The sequence below is a fragment of the Corynebacterium striatum ATCC 6940 genome (genome assembly GCF_000159135.1).
GTDB classification, from domain to species: domain Bacteria; phylum Actinomycetota; class Actinomycetes; order Mycobacteriales; family Mycobacteriaceae; genus Corynebacterium; species Corynebacterium striatum.
The window spans coordinates 147,536-164,270 of the sequence record NZ_GG667531.1; the positions used below are offsets into that span (position 1 = coordinate 147,536).

Consider the following 16,735-nt stretch of genomic DNA (forward strand, 5'->3'; position numbering starts at 1 on the left):
ATCAACCGTCTAGATAAAAGAAGGGAGGAGCGAACACCATGGCTAATCTTCGTGAACTGCGTGACCGCATCAGGTCCGTTAATTCCACCAAGAAGATCACCAAGGCACAGGAGCTCATTGCTACCTCGCGCATTACCAAGGCACAGGCAAGGGTTGAGGCATCACTGCCTTACGCACACGAGCTTGCGAATGTTATGAACAGGCTCGCAACGGCCAGCTCGCTGGATCACCCCATGCTTCGTGAACGTGAAGATGGCAAGGTCGCCGCTATTCTCGTGGTCTCTTCTGACCGCGGCATGTGCGGTGGCTACAATAACAACATCTTCAAGAAGGCAGCCGAGCTCGAAGCACTGCTCAAGAAGCAGGGCTACGAGACCGTCCGCTACGTCACGGGTAATAAAGGCGTTGGCTTCTACAAGTTCCGTGAAGCTGACGTTGCAGGCAGCTGGGCTGGTTTCTCCCAGGATCCGTCCTGGGAAACCACCCACGATGTCCGTCGTCACATGATTGACGGATTCATTGCAGGTTCGAAGGGGACCGCTAAGTACCGCGAAGGCATCAACACCGAGGGCGAGGCCATCCGTGGCTTCGACCAGGTCCACGTTGTGTATACCGAGTTTGAGTCCATGCTGACTCAGACCGCGCGTGCCCAGCAGTTGCTGCCAGTGGTTCCGGTCATCGAGGACGAGGAATTCCACCTCGGCGAGTCCGCGCTTTCCGACGCCGAGCCCGCTGATCAGGTCACCCCTGATTACGAGTTCGAGCCGGATGCGGACACGTTGATGGAGAGTCTGCTCCCGCAGTATGTCTCTCGCATCCTCTTCGCGATGTTCTTGGAGGCTTCCGCTTCCGAGTCCGCCGCTCGCCGTACCGCAATGAAGTCTGCTACTGACAACGCTACCGAGCTGGTCAAGAACCTCTCGCGCGTGGCCAACCAGGCTCGTCAGGCACAGATTACCCAGGAAATTACAGAGATCGTCGGTGGCGCTGGTGCGCTCGCCGAAAGCGCAGAAAGTGACTAGATTATGACTTCAGCTCTGCAAGAGCAGAACACACAGTCGTCGGCTGTTGCCGGCCGTGTGGTGCGCGTCATCGGTCCGGTCGTCGACGTGGAGTTCCCGCGTGGCGGACTGCCGGCACTGTACAACGCACTGACCGTCGAGATTACTCTCGAGGCTGTTGCAAAGACCGTCACCCTCGAGGTCGCTCAGCACCTCGGTGACAACCTCGTCCGTACCGTTTCCATGGCACCGACCGACGGCCTCGTCCGCGGCGCTACCGTGACCGATACTGGCAAGCCAATCTCCGTTCCAGTCGGCGATGTGGTCAAGGGCCACGTCTTCAACGCACTGGGCGACTGCCTCGACCAGCCTGGTCTGGGCCGCGACGGCGAGCAGTGGGGCATCCACCGCGAGCCGCCAGCATTCGACCAGCTCGAGGGCAAGACCGAAATCCTGGAGACCGGTATTAAGGTTATCGACCTCCTGACCCCGTACGTGAAGGGCGGCAAGATCGGCCTCTTCGGCGGTGCAGGTGTTGGTAAGACCGTTCTTATCCAGGAGATGATTACTCGTATCGCACGCGAGTTCTCCGGTACTTCCGTCTTCGCCGGCGTCGGCGAGCGTACCCGTGAGGGCACCGACCTCTTCCTCGAAATGGAAGAGATGGGCGTTCTCCAGGACACCGCCCTCGTGTTCGGCCAGATGGATGAGCCGCCAGGAGTCCGTATGCGCGTGGCTCTGTCCGGCCTGACCATGGCGGAGTACTTCCGCGATGTGCAGAACCAGGACGTGCTGCTGTTCATCGACAACATCTTCCGTTTCACTCAGGCAGGTTCTGAGGTTTCAACCCTGCTGGGCCGTATGCCTTCCGCCGTTGGCTACCAGCCAACCCTGGCTGACGAGATGGGTGTCCTGCAGGAGCGCATTACCTCCACGAAGGGCAAGTCGATTACCTCTCTGCAGGCCGTTTACGTTCCTGCGGATGACTACACCGACCCGGCTCCGGCCACCACCTTCGCCCACCTCGATGCAACCACCGAGTTGGACCGTGGTATTGCTTCCAAGGGTATTTACCCGGCTGTGAACCCGCTGACTTCTACCTCTCGTATTCTGGAGCCGTCCATCGTGGGCGAGCACCACTACGAAGTTGCACAGCGTGTTATTCACATCCTGCAGAAGAACAAGGAACTCCAGGACATCATCGCGATCCTTGGTATGGACGAGCTGTCTGAGGAGGACAAGGTCACCGTTCAGCGTGCCCGTCGTATCGAGCGCTTCCTGGGCCAGAACTTCTTCGTCGCAGAGAAGTTCACCGGCCTGCCAGGCTCCTACGTCCCGCTGACCGAGACCATCGACGCTTTCGAGCGCATCTGCAACGGCGAGTTCGATCACTACCCAGAGCAGGCCTTCAACGGCCTGGGTGGCTTGGACGACGTCGAGGCTGCGTACAAGAAGCTCACCGAGAAGTAGGGAGTGGCACATGGCTGACATCACCGCTGAATTGGTATCCGTCGAGCGCATGCTGTGGTCTGGACAGGCCACGCTGGTTACGGCTGAGACCACCGAGGGTGAGATCGGCGTGCTTCCTGGTCACGAGCCATTGGTCGGCCAGCTGGCCGAGAACGGCGTCGTGACCATCCACCCAGTGGACGGCGAGCGCCTCGTCGCCGCTGTCCAGGGTGGCTTCCTCTCCGTGTCCAGGGACAAGATCACTGTCCTCGCCAACTGGGCCACTTGGTCCACCGAAGTTGATGAGGCACAGGCTTCCGAAGACCAGAAGTCTGACGAAGCTCTCGTCCACAACCGCGGTGCAGCCGCACAGCGTGCTGTGCGCCGCGCCAACAAGGGCTAGGAGAGTAACGGGCAGCAAAGCCCTTCCGCTCTCGAAGCGCTCCATTTCCTCCACACGAGGAGACGGAGCGCTTTTTCGATCTCGCCATTCATTAGCTCGATTAGTGGCATTTGGTGCAACTAAAGCGCTAGAATTCATTCATCAGCTACGGTTGCCTAGCAGTAAGGAGCACCTGAATATGAATTCATCAGTAATTGGTTTGTTCCTTATTGCGGTGGGGCTCATTGTGCTGGTCTGTTTGTTTCTCGCCGCACGCCGTTTCTTTATGCTGCGTGAGCGCGGGACCTCAGTACTGCTGCGTTCCCTGCCGGCTAAGGATTCCCACACTTGGCGCCATGGTGTGATGCGCTACAACGGCGAGTACGTTGAATATTTCAAGCTGCGCTCCGTTTCACTGCAAGCAGACCTGCGCTTTAATCGCCTCGACGTCGAACTAATTGGCACGCGCCCATTGGACGATGACGAGGCCGCTTTCATGTCTGAGGGGCAATCAGTGCTGCATTTCACCTTTGGCGGGCAGGAGTATGAGATCGCCTCGGATTCGCACGGCATCATGGGGCTTACGGCTTGGATTGAGGCTGCCCCATCGAAGCGTCAGGAGAGGCTGGATTACCGCCAGCTTCGGCAGCGGGCGACCCGCTTTGCTAAAGAACAGTAGCCAACCTATAGGGTAGAGGGCATGCGTTTAGTCATCGCCCGTTGCTCAGTAGATTATGTTGGCCGCTTGGATGCTCACCTGCCCATGGCGGACCGCCTTGTGCTAGTTAAGGCCGATGGCTCCGTGTCCATTCATGCCGACGACCGCGCCTACAAGCCACTCAACTGGATGACCCCACCCTGCACGCTCGAAGAGTCCGCTATCACCGACATTGACGGCGAGGACACCGGCGAGCAACTGTGGCTCGTAGAAAACCCCAAAGGTGAGCAGCTGCGCATAACAATCGCAGAGATTCATCAGGACATCTCCGTGGAGCTGGGTGAAGACCCCGGCCTGGTCAAAGACGGAGTCGAGGCTCACCTGCAGGAGCTCCTCGCTGAGCACATCGACACGCTCGGTGAGAATTATTCGCTGGTCCGTCGCGAATATCCCACCGCGATTGGCCCAGTAGACATAATGGCCAAGGACCAAGACAACAAGTTCGTGGCCATTGAGGTCAAGCGGCGCGGCGGTATCGACGGCGTCGAACAGCTCACCCGCTACCTTGAGCTGCTCAACCGCGATGAACTTCTTGCTCCTGTGCAGGGCGTGTTCGCGGCCCAAGAGATTAAGCCGCAGGCGCGCACACTCGCCGAAGACCGCGGTATCCGCTGTGTCATCCTGGACTACCAGGACCTCCGCGGGATTGAATCGAACGAACTGCGGTTGTTCTAGTGCCACGTCGCAACCGCCGTAATCGCCCTGAACTGCGTCCTCTTCCTAAGGACGGATCCACCTTCTTCGGTTCCCAGACAGTCGAGGGCCCTAAACGGACCCACGGCGAACCTTTCATTATGCGCCACATTGGCAGCGCCGCCGCCACGAAGTTTTATATCTGTCCGGGATGTAATCAAAACATCCCGCCACGCGTGGCTCATATCGTGGCCTGGCCTCGCGATACCGGTGGTAGGGAAGAGGACCGTAGGCACTGGCACCGGCACTGTTGGGAGCGTAGGTAGGATAGCGGGCATGATTGTTGCATTTTCTGTAGCGCCAACCGTCGTTGGCGATGAAACCGCAGAGATGTCCGCGGCCGTAGCCGAGGCAGTGCGCGTCGTTCGCGCTTCTGGGCTCCCCAATGAAACAAATGCCATGTTCACCCTCGTGGAGGGAGAATGGGACCAGGTCTTCGCGGTCATCAAAGAGGCAACCGACGCCGTGCGCCAGGTTTCTCCCCGTACTTCCTTGGTCATCAAGGCCGATATCCGCGAAGGCGTGACCGGGCAACTCACACAAAAAGTAGACTCTGTTAATCGTCGTCTGGAGGAAAAGAAGTGACCGGACCTTACGTAGGCGGTGCCCTCGACCTGGGCGCCTTGAAGCAGAAGGCAGAAGCGCCTAACGATGCCCCCGCAGGCATCGCGGCTTTCTTCGAGGTCACCGAGGAGAACTTCGAAGCAGACTTAATCCGCCGCTCCGCTGAGGTGCCTGTCATTGCACTCATCGGTTCCCCGCGCTCACCTGCTTCCGAGCAGCTCAAAGCTGATCTCAAGTCCCTGGCGGAGGCCGGTAACTTAAGCTTCATCGTCGGCTACATCAACGCCGACGTGGTGCCCCAGGTGGCTCAGGTCTTCGGTATCCAGAACCTGCCGACCACCGTTGCCATCGCTGCGGGCCAGCCCGTCACCAACTTCGAGGGAGCCCAGCCCAAGGATGCCCTTGAGCAGTGGACTGGGACCCTCGTTGAGAAACTCGGTCCGCAGCTGCGCGGCTTAAGCGGTGGGGAAGCACAAGAGGAATCTGAGGCGCCGGATTCCCGCCTGCACGTCGCTGAGGAAGCCTTGAATCGCGGCGACTTCGACGCCGCTATCGCCCAGTATGACGAAATCCTGGCTTCTGAACCCGACAACGTGGAGATCAAACAGGCGCGCAACACCACGGTGCTGCTCAAGCGCCTCGACCCTGCCAATCGCAGTGAGGATCCAGTGGCGGCAGCGGACGCGGAACCGCAGGACGTCGCCAAGCAGCTCGATGCAGCCGACGCCGAGGTAGTCGCCGGCACTCCCGAAAAGGCGTTTGACCGCCTGATTGAGGGTATGAAACGTACCGCGGGTGACGAGAAGCAAACACTCAAGGACCGTCTGCTGGAGCTGTTTGGACTCTTCGAGTCTTCGGACCCGCGTGTACTTAAGGCGCGCACCCAACTCGCCAGCGCCCTGTACTAGGCAGGGGCAAGGGGTAGACAGCGCTCCTGCTTACCCCCATTCTGAAAAGTCCGATTCTCCCATTTTTCTGGACTTGGGGGACTGGCTATTAACCCCGGCTATGGCCCGGGGTTATTTTTCGTATACCCCCAGCGCAGGGCCAATTTCTAGATCCCAATAGGCGCGGTTTAATATCGCCTACATTAAGAATGCTGAGTGAGCCGTAGCACTTTGTTGGGCAAAGTTGTCGAGCAACTCTCAGTGCAGGTTTCTAGTTCCCCCTGAAGGGAGTGTCCATGTCCACCCTCTCACCACAAGGTCCAAAGATTGCGGAGTCCAAGGCTCCGAAGAAGGACCGCACCCACTGGCTCTACATCGCGGTTATCATTGCCGTTCTCGGAGGTATTGCCTTCGGCCTGATCGCGCCTGATTCTGCGTCGAACATGAAGATCGTCGGCACGATGTTTGTCAGCCTCGTCAAGATGATCATCGCTCCGGTCATTTTCTGCACCATTGTCCTTGGCATTGGATCCGTTCGCGCTGCTGCCTCGGTGGGCAAGGCCGGCGGCATTGCCCTCATCTACTTCATCACGATGTCTACGTTTGCTCTCGCAATCGGCCTCATCGTTGGCAACTTCATCGAGCCAGGCGCAGGCCTAAACATCCAGGCCACCGCGGGCGAAGCTGACAAGTACGTCAAGCAGGCTGAGGAAGGCGCTCACGGCCTTTCCGGTTTCGTGCAGTCCATCATTCCAGACACTCTGTTCTCGGCATTCACCTCCGGTTCTGTCCTCCAGGTTCTCTTTGTTGCTCTGCTCTTCGGCTTCGCCGTTCAGTCCATGGGCAAGTCCGGTGAGCCGATCCTGGCTTTTGTGGCCAACCTGCAGAAGGTCACCTTCAAGATCTTGACCATGATCCTCTGGGTTGCCCCGATTGGTGCATTCGGCGCTATCGCTGGCGTCGTCGGCGCCACGGGCTTCGAGGCAGTCAAGTCTCTGGCAGTGCTCATGCTGGCCTTCTATATCACCTGCTTCCTCTTCGTTTTCGGTGTTCTCGGCCTAATTGCCCGCCTGCTCGGTGGCATCAGCATGTGGAAGCTGTGTAAGTACCTGGGGCGTGAGTTCCTTCTCATCGTCGCGACCTCGTCCTCTGAGTCTGCTCTGCCGAACCTCATGCGCAAGATGGAGCACCTGGGCGTCGCCAAGCCAACCGTGGGCATCGTCGTTCCGACGGGCTACTCCTTCAACCTGGACGGCACCGCTATCTACCTGACCATGGCGTCCATCTTCATCTCTGACGCCATGAATATGCCAATGCAGCTCGGTGAGCAGATCGGTCTGCTGGTCTTCATGATCATCGCTTCCAAGGGTGCCGCGGGCGTCTCCGGTGCTGGCCTGGCTACGCTGGCTGCGGGTCTGCAGTCCCACCGCCCTGAGCTTCTCGACGGCGTGGGTGTCATCGTTGGTATCGACCGCTTCATGTCTGAGGCTCGTGCGCTGACCAACTTTGCGGGCAACGCTCTCGCCACCATTCTTGTTGGCCGCTGGACCAACTCCATCGATATGCCACGCGTGCGCGAGGTGCTCAATGGCAATCTTCCTTACGTGGAAACCGCGGACGACGCTGATGTTGACCTCTCCAACCCAACCGTGGAGAATCCGGCAACCGCGCATCTGCAGCCAACTCCGCAGCTCGATATCGACAACTACCAGAAGGGCTCTGGCGCGCTCCAGTAGTGCGAACACTTAAGCTTCAATAAATGACCGGAATATTTCCGGTCATTTTTGCTTTAAAAGTGATCTGCCGTGCTAGTTTTTCTCCAAGTGTTCTATCTCATATTCCACTGGAGGAAATATATGCGAAAGCTTTATGGCGTTTTGGCTGCCGGCGCCCTCGCCTTTGGTCTTGTTGCCTGCGGCAGCGATGCAGGCGATGCGGCTAGCGACGCCAACTATGTCACCGTGCTCGGCACCGAGCCGCAGCAGGGACTCATTCCGGCCATGACCAACGAGAACGGCGGCGGCCGCGTGGTCGATATGCTTTACTCCGGCCTCATCTACTACGACGCAGAGGGCAAAGTCCACAACGAGATGGCCGAGTCCATCGAGCAAGAAGGGGATAAGACCTACAAGGTCACCCTCAAGCCGGACCTGAAGTTCTCCGACGGATCCCCGGTTACTTCCGCAACCTTCGTAGACACCTGGAATTATGCCGTGGCCAACGAGCAACTCAACGAGAGCTTCTTTTCTTCCATTAAGGGCTATGAGCCAGGCGTCAAGGAGATGGAAGGGCTCAAGGTCATCGACGATCGCACCTTCACCATCGAACTGACACAGCCGGAGTCCGACTTCCCGACTCGCCTGGGGTACAACGCCTACTTCCCGCTTCCTAAGGCCGGGCTTGACGACCCAGAAGGCTTCGGCGAGAACCCCGTCTCTAATGGCCCATACAAGTTTGTCTCGTGGAAACACAACCAGAGCCTCATCATCGAGCCGAACCCGGAGTACGGCGGCGAGCGCACCCCGCAGAACGAAGGTATCCAATACACCTTCTACAACGACACCGATGCGGCGTACATGGACCTGTTGGCCAACAACCTGGACGTCCTCGAGGCGATTCCTTCCTCGGCCTTCGGCAACTACGAGGCTGACCTAGCTGAGCGCAGCGAGACCAAGCCAGCGGCGACCTACCTCGAGATGTCCATCAATGAAGAGACCCCGCACTTCAAGGGTGAAGAGGGTGTTCTGCGCCGCCAGGCTATCTCCATGTCCATCAACCGTGCCGAAATCGCCGAGTCCATCTTCAAGGGCACTCGCACCCCGGCCCGCGACTTCACCTCGCCGGTCTTGGACGGCTACGACGACGATTTGCCGGGTTCCTCCAACCTTGACTACAACCCAGAAAAGGCGAAGCAGCTGTGGAAGAAGGCCGACGAGAAGTACGGCAAGTTTGAAGGTCAGTTCCCGATCAACTACAACACCGACGGCGACAATAAGGATTGGGCCGACGCCGTAGCGAACAACATCAGCAACACCTTAGGCATCGAGTCCGTGGGAAGCCCGTTCCCCGACTTCAAGTCCTTCCGCGACGCTTATCGCAAGGAGCGCATGGACGGCGCCTACCGCACTGCGTGGCTGGCCGACTACCCATCCATGGGCAACTTCCTCGGCCCGAACTTCACTAGCGACGTCGCCTCCAACGACGCTAAGTACTCCAACCCAGATTTCGACGAGCTCATCGTGAAGGCCAACGGCGCCAAGAGCTCTGAAGAGGCTGCCAAGCTCTACAACCAGGCCCAGGAGCTGCTGCTGCGCGACCTGCCTGCCATCCCGCTGTTCTACCCGAATGTTGTTGGTGGCTGGTCGCAGAACGTCGATAACGTCGAGTTTAGCTGGAAGTCCCTGCCGGTCTACTACGCCATTACTAAGAAGTAGCGCTACAACTCATCGCGAGGCATAAAACACGGATAAAGTACGGAGTCATGACCTCCGTACTTTTTCTTTGCAACAGCAACCGCGGCAAGTCCCAGATGGCTGCCGCTCTGGCCAAGCAGCACGCGCCCGAGTGGGACGTGTATTCCGCAGGCGTCCAGGTGTCAGAGCCAGGCATTGCCGGCGACATTAACCACGAGGCAGCGGAATCGCTTGCCGCGGTCGGTGCCGACATGGCGCAGGGCACTCCGAAGCCTGTGGACCCTGAGCTCGCCTCACAGGTCGAGCACGTCATCGTGGTAGGTGGCGCAGACTACGACGGTCCCGCTGAGCGCTGGGATATCGAAGACCCGTCCCTGCGCGGCGTCGAGGGCACCCAGCGCATGAACGAGCTGCGCGACGACATCGACTCCCGCGTGCAGGAACTCATCGCGAGAGTCAACAAGCAGGCTTAACGCGGGCCTGCCTCGGGGAGGGGAGCTTAGCCCCTGAACAGGTACCACTGCACGGAGTTCGACGGCAAGTGGAGCTCCGTGTAGTTGCCCTGCGAGTGAATCCAGCGCGGCAGATCGTTGCCTGCTCCTTGGTAGACGGCGTCGTCAGTGTTGAGGATCATCTCCCACGCGCCGTCGCGCGGCAGCCACAGGTTATAGTTGGGCACCGAGCTGCCTGAGAAGTTGCACACCGCCAACAGCGCGGAGCCATCCGTGCCGTAGCGGACGTAGCCCAACATGTTGTTGTTCGAGTCGTCAGACTTGACCCATTGGAACCCTTCAGGTGCAAAGTCCTGCGACCACAGCGCCGGGGTGTCCTTGTACACCGCATTGATATCGCGCACCAAGCGCTTGATGCCGTGGTGCCACTCGTTGCCCCAGCCCTCCAGGTTGGACCAGTCAACCGAGTTGGACTCGTTCCACTCCGTGGTTTGGCCGAACTCCTGGCCCATGAAAAGCAAGTTCTTGCCAGGGTGGGAGAACATGTAGCCATAGAGCGCGCGCAGGCCGGCGGCCTTGTTCCAGTCATCGCCCGGCATGCGGGTCCAGAGCGAGCCCTTGCCGTGGACAACTTCGTCGTGGCTAAACGGCAGCACGTATCGCTCCGAGTAGGCGTAAATCATGGAGAAGGTCAGCTCACCATGGTGGTACTGGCGGTGGATGGGCTCGTGCTTGAAGTACTCCAAGGTGTCATTCATCCAACCCATGTTCCACTTCAGGGAGAAGCCCAGACCGCCCTGATCCGTCGGTGCAGTAACGCCTGGCCAGGAGGTGGACTCCTCAGCGATGGTCAAGACACCAGGATGGACGCGATTCAGCGTGGCGTTGGTCTCCTGCAGGAACTGGACCGCCTCCAGGTACTCGCGGCCACCGTACTGGTTGGGAAGCCACTCGTCGCGGGAGTAGTCCAGGTAGAGCATAGAAGCCACCGCGTCGACGCGCAGGCCGTCAATGTGGAACTCCTCTGCCCAGTACAAAGCGTTGGCCACTAGGAAGTTGCGTACCTCGTTGCGGCCAAAGTCGAAGACGTAGGTGCCCCAGTCGGACTGCTCGCCGCGGCGCGGGTCCGGGTGCTCGTAGAGAGCCTGGCCATCGAAACGTCCCAGGGCGAAGTCATCCTTAGGGAAGTGCGCCGGGACCCAGTCGACGATGACGCCGATGCCGGCGCCGTGGAGGGCGTCGACAAGCGCGCGCAAGTCGTCCGGAGTACCCCAACGCGCGGAAGGGGAATAGTAGCCCGACACCTGGTAGCCCCAAGAACCGCCGAATGGGTGCTCGGCAACAGGGAGCAGCTCGACATGAGTGAAGCCATGCTCCTGCAGGTACGGGATGAGCTCTTCGCGCAGGGAGTTGTAATTGGAACCAATCTTCCAGGAACCCACGTGCAGCTCATAGACGCTCATTGGCACGTTAAGGTCACCAGTGCGCTGCTCTAACCACGCAGCATCGTTCCACTCGTAGCGATTAGCGGAGACCACCGAGGCAGTCTCCGGCGGGGCAATAGTGCGCTTGGCTAGCGGGTCCGCCTTATCGATACGGCGGCCGTCCCTGGTCTGGATGGCGAACTTGTAGTGCTCGCCCTCGCTAATGCCTGGGATGAAGACCTCCCAAACACCAGTTGAACCCAAGCTGCGCATCGGGTACTGGGTGGGATTCCAACCACAGAAGTCGCCTATTACCGCAACGCCTTCAGCGTTCGGCGCCCACACGGCAAAGGCCACGCCGTCGACGGTGCCCAGGTCCGTGTCGTAGCTCTTCAGGTTCGCGCCCAACACATCCCACAGGCGCTCGTGGCGGCCCTCGGAAATCAGGTGCAGGTCCAGCGTGCCCAAGGTGGGCAGGAAGTGATAGCCGTCGGCGACGTCGACAGGCGTCTGTCCCGGGTAGGTAACGCGCAGGCGGTAGTCCTGTTCCTGAGGCAGGGTTTCTTCCCACAAGTCGTGGCCCACCGGGGACATGTCTACAGCGCCAGCCGCGGTAACCAACTGGACTGCCTCAGCGCCAGGGCGGCGGGTGCGGACGAGACCTTCATGCCAGCCATAAAAGGCATGCGGCGCGTGGTGACGGCAATTATTAAGGCGGGAAAGGTCTGGTTCCGGAATGGTCATGTGTCCAAGTTACCTAACTGTGTGCGGGTGCGGGGCTGGTTATGAAAGGCGTTATGCGCGGTAATCGTCAACGTCACGCCAGGCAAGGCGGTTCAACGAATGGGAGTCTGCCTGTGGAAGGACGAACACGTGGGCCACATCGCGCATCGGTTCGAGGCGCACGAAGTTGCGGTTGGACCAGTTATAAGCCGCGCCAGTGATCGCATCGTGCACGGTGTAGACGTCGCCGTCTGCGCGGCCGATGGCCTCCATGTCCACGGTCACGGTGGCCTCCTGGGCATTGCGCGGGTCTAGGTTCACCACGGCGAGAACCACGTTGCCGGTGGCTGGGTCCGCCTTTGAGTAGGCGATGATGTTCTCGTTATCCGCATTGTGGAACTTGAGGTTGCGCAGCTGCTGCAGGGCCGGGTTCTCGCGGCGAATCAGATTCAGCAGGCGGATGTAAGCCTCAAGCGACGCCCCCTTCTTCAGCGCTGCCTGGAAGTCGCGCGGGCGCAGCTCGTACTTTTCGGAATCCAAGTACTCTTCACTACCCGGCGCAACAGCCTCGTGCTCGTAGAGCTCATAGCCGGAGTAGACGCCCCACAGCGGCGACAAGGTGGCCGCGAGAACCGCGCGGATGGCGAACATTGCGCGGCCGCCGGTCTGTAGGGACTCGTGCAGGATGTCCGGGGTATTCACGAACAAGTTCGGGCGGCAGATATCAGCCTGTTCGACGTGCATCTTGGCAAACTCCGTCAACTCGTACTTGGAGGTCTGCCAGGTGAAGTAGGTATAAGACTGGGTAAAACCAGCCTTGGCCAGCCCAAACAGGCGCGGTGCGCGGGTGAAGGCCTCAGCCAAGAAGATGACCTCAGGATGGGTTACGTGGACCTTGGAGATGAGCCAGTTCCAGAAGTTTGCTGGCTTCGTGTGCGGGTTATCTACGCGGAAGGTGGTCACACCCGCATCGACCCACAGCATGATCACGCGGAAAATCTCGTTGTAGATGCCGTCAGGATCATTATCGAAGTTGAGTGGGTAGATGTCCTGGTACTTCTTTGGCGGGTTTTCCGCGTAGGCGATGGTGCCGTCCGGCAGCACCGTGAAAAACTCTGGATTGGTTTGCGCCCATGGGTGATCCGGCGAAGCCTGAAGGGCCAAGTCCAAGGCCACCTCGAGACCCAGCTCCTTTGCGCGGGCCACCAGCTCCTTGAAGTCTTCCATCGTGCCCAGTTGCGGGTGCGTGGCGGAGTGGTCTTGAATAGCCCACGGGGAGCCGACGTCGCCTGGCTCTGCTACCACGGAGTTGTTCTTGCCCTTGCGGTGTACCTCGCCAATCGGGTGAATCGGCGGGAAGTAGACGGTATCGAAGCCCATATCCGCGACGCGTTCCAAAGCCTTCTGCGTGGTTTTGAACGTGCCATGCACCGGCTGGCCGTTCTCGTCCCAACCGCCCGTGGAGCGAGGGAACAACTCGTACCAAGAGTTGAATAACGCTTCGCGACGCTCAACTAATACCTCGTGGATTTCGCCCTCTACGAGGAGATCGCGCAGCGGGTGGGTGTGCAAAAGCTTCGTAGTCTCTTCAGACAGCGCCAGTTGCACTCGCTCGGCGGGGTCCAAGGATTCGTCGCTCAGCGCACGGGCGGCGTCGATAAGCAGCGCTGCCTTATCCGTTGGGGACTGAAGGGATGCACGCTCGAAGAGCTCCGTGCCGTGGAGCAAGTCATTGGACAGTTCCTGCGCTGACTGGCCGGCCTCCATCTTCTTGGTAATGGCGTTACGCCACGTCGCCATCGGATCTGACCACGCGTCTACACGGAAGAACCAGCGGCCGGGGGTCGCCGGAGTAAACACGCCATGCACTCGGTCGGGATTGACGGCATCGAAGTCCATCGTCACGGAAGAAACCGCGGGGGAGTCCGAGTTCCACACCGACAACGTTGCGGCGACTGCGTCGTGGCCCTCCCGCCACACCAGCGCAGTTACTGGAATTACCTCGTCCACCACTGCTTTAGAAGGGACAGAACCGGACAAGCTTGGGCGAACGTCATCGATAGCAAGGCGTGTAGTCATGCCCTTAAGATTAATGCAGCTGTGTCACTTTCACCGGCCAACAGAAATATCCGCCACAATAGAACCTGTGAATCAAACAAACCCAGTGAATCCAATGAACCCAGCTCCCGAGCCAGAGACTGACGAAGACTGGCTCATCGACTTCCGCGGCGTCGAACTGCGACGTGGCGGCAATACCCTGGTGGGCCCAGTTGACTGGCAAGTAGAACTCGACGAGCGATGGGTCATCATCGGCCCCAACGGCGCCGGCAAGACCAGCCTCGTGCGCATGGCCTCCGCGGAAGAGTTCCCCTCCAGCGGTACCGCCTTCCTCATGGGCGAGCGCATTGGCAAGACCGACATGCGCGATCTCCGCGCCGCCATCGGCATCTCCTCAGCTGCCGTGCAACATCGCATCCCCGATAACGAGCGCGTCGATGACCTCGTTATCTCCGCAGGCTACGCAGTGCTCGGCCGCTGGCGCGAGGAATATCAAGACATGGACTTCTCTCGCGCTTATGAAATTCTCGAACAAGTGGGCGCTAGCCACCTTGCGGAGCGCACTTGGGGCACCCTGTCGGAAGGGGAGAAGAAACGCGTCATCTTGGCGCGTGCCTTGATGTCGAACCCCGAATTACTCATCCTCGACGAGCCCTCCGCAGGCATGGACTTAGGAGGTCGGGAAGACCTAGTGGGATATCTGGGAGGCTTAGCTCTCGACCCTGATGCGCCTGCAATCGTCATGATTACTCACCACGTAGAAGAAATCCCTTTCGGATTTACGCATGCGATGATCCTCGATGAGGGTAAGGTCGTGGCCAAGGGCCTCATTAACTCGGTCCTCACCTCCGCGAACCTCACGCAGGCATTCCACCAGCCGATCCAAGTGGATCGCATCGGTGATAGGTACTTCGCCCGCCGCCTACGCTAAACGGAAAGATGCATGACCCAGCCCATCCATGACCGCCTTGACGCGATCGACCATAACGAAACCACCGGGTTCAATGGTGGACGCTTGGCGGCGACTGTCTTGCTTCTTAGAGACGGCGAAGAAGGGCTCGAGGTATGGATTCAGGAGCGCGTGTCCACCATGCGCAACTATCCAGGGCACGCGGTGTTCCCAGGCGGAGGAGTCGACCCACGTGACTTCCCGCCCCGCATGTGGGACTCAGGCGATCTGTGGACAGGCCGCTCCGTTATCTCCCTGGCACGGCGCATGGGAGTAACCAAGTACAAAGCACATGCCTTGGTGTTTGCAGCGATCCGCGAACTGTTCGAGGAATCCGGCACGCTGCTCGCCATTCGCGACGACGGCATTGTCTCCGACGCATCGCGTTATCACCGCGAGCGCGTCCTCCTCGAATCCCATGACATCTCTTTTACCGAGTTTCTCAGCAACAACGGCATGCGCGCCGATTCCGACATGCTCCGCCCGTGGTCCCGTTGGGCAGGCGAAGACGGGGGACAGTGGTTCGACACCTTCTTTTTCATTGGGGTACTGCCCGAGGGCCAGGAGCCGGACGGTCACACCATGGAGGCCGACGACGCCGGTTGGTTTCCACCGCAGCTCGTCCTCGACGGTTGGCGCGCCGGGCTGGTGCGCCTTGCGCTGCCCACGTGGGCACAGATGCTGCGGCTATCCAGCTATTCCACGGTGCAAGAAGCGCTTGACGACGCCTCCTTCTCCGACCTTCGCCCCATCATCGGCGATCCCAAAGACGACCCGCGCTACCGCGAGTACTTTACGACTTTCCCAGTAGACAGAATATGAGTTATACCCTCGCTGAGGTCGATTTCCTCACCCAGCATCTGCCCGAAATCGCGGGCCTAAACCTTGAGTTCAGCAAAGCCTCGCAGCTGAGCGACGTCGCCAAGCTCCAGCAGCTCTACGGTGAGAACTATCGCTGCGTGGCCGAACTGATCAAAGCCCGGCGCAGCGGCAAGCTACCAGCCGACTGGCTCATGGATTCCGACTCTGCGCAGCAGGCCACGCCTTTGGTGCTGGCGCAGTACCGACGCCGCTTTCTGCAAGGCCTGGGCGTGGAACTTGTCCACGATGTCACCTGTTCCATCGGCACCGAAGGGCACGCCTGGAACAAGGGCACCTACATCGGCTCCGACCTGGATGCTTCCCGCATCAAAATGGCCCAGCACAACGTGGCCCACCCCTTCTTCCGCGCCGATGCGCTGACCCAAACCTCCACTGCACGGGTACTCATCGCTGACCCCGCGCGCCGCAAGGACGGCAAGCGGATCACCGATCCCGCCAAGCTTTTGCCGCCTCTGCCGGACCTAGTTGCTGCGCACAGTGCTGACAGTTCGCGCATTGCGCACAGTGCCGAGCTGGCCGTGAAGTGCGCGCCCGGCCTCGACTTCTCGCAGTGGCCGGGACTGGTCTCTGTGGCCAGCGTGAACGGCAACGTCAAGGAAGCGTGTCTCTATACCCCGGGCTTGGCCACCGGCCGCCAGGCTGTGTTGCTCAAAGACGGCACGGAAGACACTGAAGGCACGGATGGCGCCGCAGACATCCTCGACAGCAACGACTTTGACGAGGACAACCTGCCCGAGGCCGGCGACATCGGCAGCTACATCATCGACCCCGATGGCGCCGTGGTCCGCGCGGGTCTGGTGCGCCACTACGCGGCCCGGGAGGGCCTGCACCAGCTCGATCCGCGTATCGCGTACCTCACCGGGGAACGCATCCCGGCAGGCACGTCCGGATTTCCATTCATTGAGGCCGTGCCCGTCAAGCGGCTTAAGGCTGCGCTGCAGGCGCACGGCGCGGGCTCGCTCGAAATACTGGTCCGCGGTCTAAACGTCGATCCGGATCAGCTGCGCAAGAAGCTCAAGCTCAAGGGCAAACGTTCCATGGCGATTGTGATGACACGCATTGGCACGCAGGGAATCGCGTTGCTGTGCGGACCGCGAGTAGTATCGTCCGAGGATAATTACGCAACATAAATCTATCGGA

16 protein-coding genes are annotated in these 16,735 nt (G+C 59.7%); 14 read left to right on the plus strand and 2 right to left on the minus strand.

Going from position 1 to position 16,735, the window contains the following annotated elements; translation table 11 throughout:
* Window positions 1-38: 38 nt before the first annotated feature.
* The 11 genes from HMPREF0308_RS12195 to HMPREF0308_RS12245 all read left to right on the plus strand — a co-directional run bounded on the left by HMPREF0308_RS12195 (window position 39) and on the right by HMPREF0308_RS12245 (window position 9,580).
* The gene (locus tag HMPREF0308_RS12195; RefSeq protein WP_005532059.1) at window positions 39-1,022 is read left to right on the plus strand and encodes a F0F1 ATP synthase subunit gamma; all 984 of its coding nucleotides are present in this window, start codon (window positions 39-41) and stop codon (window positions 1,020-1,022) included.
* Between the two features lie 3 nt (window positions 1,023-1,025).
* Window positions 1,026-2,471 carry a F0F1 ATP synthase subunit beta gene (atpD, locus tag HMPREF0308_RS12200; protein ID WP_005532061.1) on the plus strand — a complete coding sequence of 482 codons (1,446 nt, stop codon included), beginning with the start codon at window positions 1,026-1,028 and terminating at the stop codon, window positions 2,469-2,471.
* Between the two features lie 10 nt (window positions 2,472-2,481).
* On the plus strand, window positions 2,482-2,853 hold the full coding sequence (locus HMPREF0308_RS12205; RefSeq protein WP_005532062.1) for a F0F1 ATP synthase subunit epsilon: 372 nt from the start codon (window positions 2,482-2,484) through the stop codon (window positions 2,851-2,853).
* Window positions 2,854-3,031: 178 nt separating this feature from the next.
* The gene (locus HMPREF0308_RS12210; RefSeq protein WP_005532065.1) at window positions 3,032-3,511 is read left to right on the plus strand and encodes a DUF2550 domain-containing protein; all 480 of its coding nucleotides are present in this window, start codon (window positions 3,032-3,034) and stop codon (window positions 3,509-3,511) included.
* 21 nt (window positions 3,512-3,532) lie between these two features.
* Window positions 3,533-4,225 carry an endonuclease NucS gene (gene nucS, locus HMPREF0308_RS12215; protein WP_034657599.1) on the plus strand — a complete coding sequence of 231 codons (693 nt, stop codon included), beginning with the start codon at window positions 3,533-3,535 and terminating at the stop codon, window positions 4,223-4,225.
* Complete coding sequence (locus HMPREF0308_RS14270) at window positions 4,225-4,509, plus strand: hypothetical protein (protein ID WP_080548664.1); 285 nt, start codon at window positions 4,225-4,227, stop codon at window positions 4,507-4,509. The genes nucS and HMPREF0308_RS14270 overlap by 1 nt, the downstream gene beginning before the upstream one ends.
* A 10-nt stretch (window positions 4,510-4,519) precedes the next feature.
* Window positions 4,520-4,828 carry a thiamine-binding protein gene (locus HMPREF0308_RS12225; RefSeq protein WP_005532073.1) on the plus strand — a complete coding sequence of 103 codons (309 nt, stop codon included), beginning with the start codon at window positions 4,520-4,522 and terminating at the stop codon, window positions 4,826-4,828.
* A complete protein-coding gene (locus HMPREF0308_RS12230) occupies window positions 4,825-5,715 on the plus strand; it encodes a tetratricopeptide repeat protein (RefSeq protein ID WP_005532075.1) in 891 nt (296 codons plus the stop codon). The genes HMPREF0308_RS12225 and HMPREF0308_RS12230 overlap by 4 nt, the downstream gene beginning before the upstream one ends.
* A 275-nt stretch (window positions 5,716-5,990) precedes the next feature.
* Entirely contained in the window at window positions 5,991-7,430 is a 1,440-nt protein-coding gene (locus HMPREF0308_RS12235) for a C4-dicarboxylate transporter DctA (RefSeq protein ID WP_005532077.1), read from the plus strand.
* A gap of 120 nt (window positions 7,431-7,550) precedes the next feature.
* Window positions 7,551-9,128, plus strand: a complete 1,578-nt coding sequence (locus HMPREF0308_RS12240) for a peptide ABC transporter substrate-binding protein (protein WP_034657602.1) — start codon at window positions 7,551-7,553, stop codon at window positions 9,126-9,128.
* Between the two features lie 47 nt (window positions 9,129-9,175).
* Window positions 9,176-9,580 carry an arsenate-mycothiol transferase ArsC gene (locus HMPREF0308_RS12245; RefSeq protein WP_005532079.1) on the plus strand — a complete coding sequence of 135 codons (405 nt, stop codon included), beginning with the start codon at window positions 9,176-9,178 and terminating at the stop codon, window positions 9,578-9,580.
* A gap of 26 nt (window positions 9,581-9,606) precedes the next feature.
* On the opposite strand, the gene glgB is transcribed toward HMPREF0308_RS12245, so the two are convergent.
* Window positions 9,607-11,727 (minus strand): 1,4-alpha-glucan branching protein GlgB, encoded by a 2,121-nt coding sequence (gene glgB, locus HMPREF0308_RS12250; RefSeq protein WP_005532080.1) that lies wholly within the window; start codon window positions 11,725-11,727, stop codon window positions 9,607-9,609.
* 51 nt (window positions 11,728-11,778) lie between these two features.
* Complete coding sequence (locus HMPREF0308_RS12255; RefSeq protein WP_034657603.1) at window positions 11,779-13,785, minus strand: maltotransferase domain-containing protein; 2,007 nt, start codon at window positions 13,783-13,785, stop codon at window positions 11,779-11,781.
* Between the two features lie 94 nt (window positions 13,786-13,879).
* Between HMPREF0308_RS12255 and HMPREF0308_RS12260 the strand changes: the two genes are divergently transcribed.
* Genes HMPREF0308_RS12260 through HMPREF0308_RS12270 form a run of 3 tightly spaced genes read left to right on the plus strand, consistent with a single transcriptional unit; the run spans window position 13,880 to window position 16,725 of the window.
* Window positions 13,880-14,695, plus strand: coding sequence for an ABC transporter ATP-binding protein (locus HMPREF0308_RS12260; RefSeq protein ID WP_005532084.1), 816 nt, complete (start codon window positions 13,880-13,882; stop codon window positions 14,693-14,695).
* Between the two features lie 12 nt (window positions 14,696-14,707).
* The gene (locus tag HMPREF0308_RS12265; protein WP_005532085.1) at window positions 14,708-15,535 is read left to right on the plus strand and encodes an NUDIX hydrolase; all 828 of its coding nucleotides are present in this window, start codon (window positions 14,708-14,710) and stop codon (window positions 15,533-15,535) included.
* The gene (locus tag HMPREF0308_RS12270) at window positions 15,532-16,725 is read left to right on the plus strand and encodes a THUMP-like domain-containing protein (protein WP_005532087.1); all 1,194 of its coding nucleotides are present in this window, start codon (window positions 15,532-15,534) and stop codon (window positions 16,723-16,725) included. Before HMPREF0308_RS12265 ends, HMPREF0308_RS12270 begins: the two co-directional genes overlap by 4 nt.
* Window positions 16,726-16,735 lie beyond the last annotated feature (10 nt).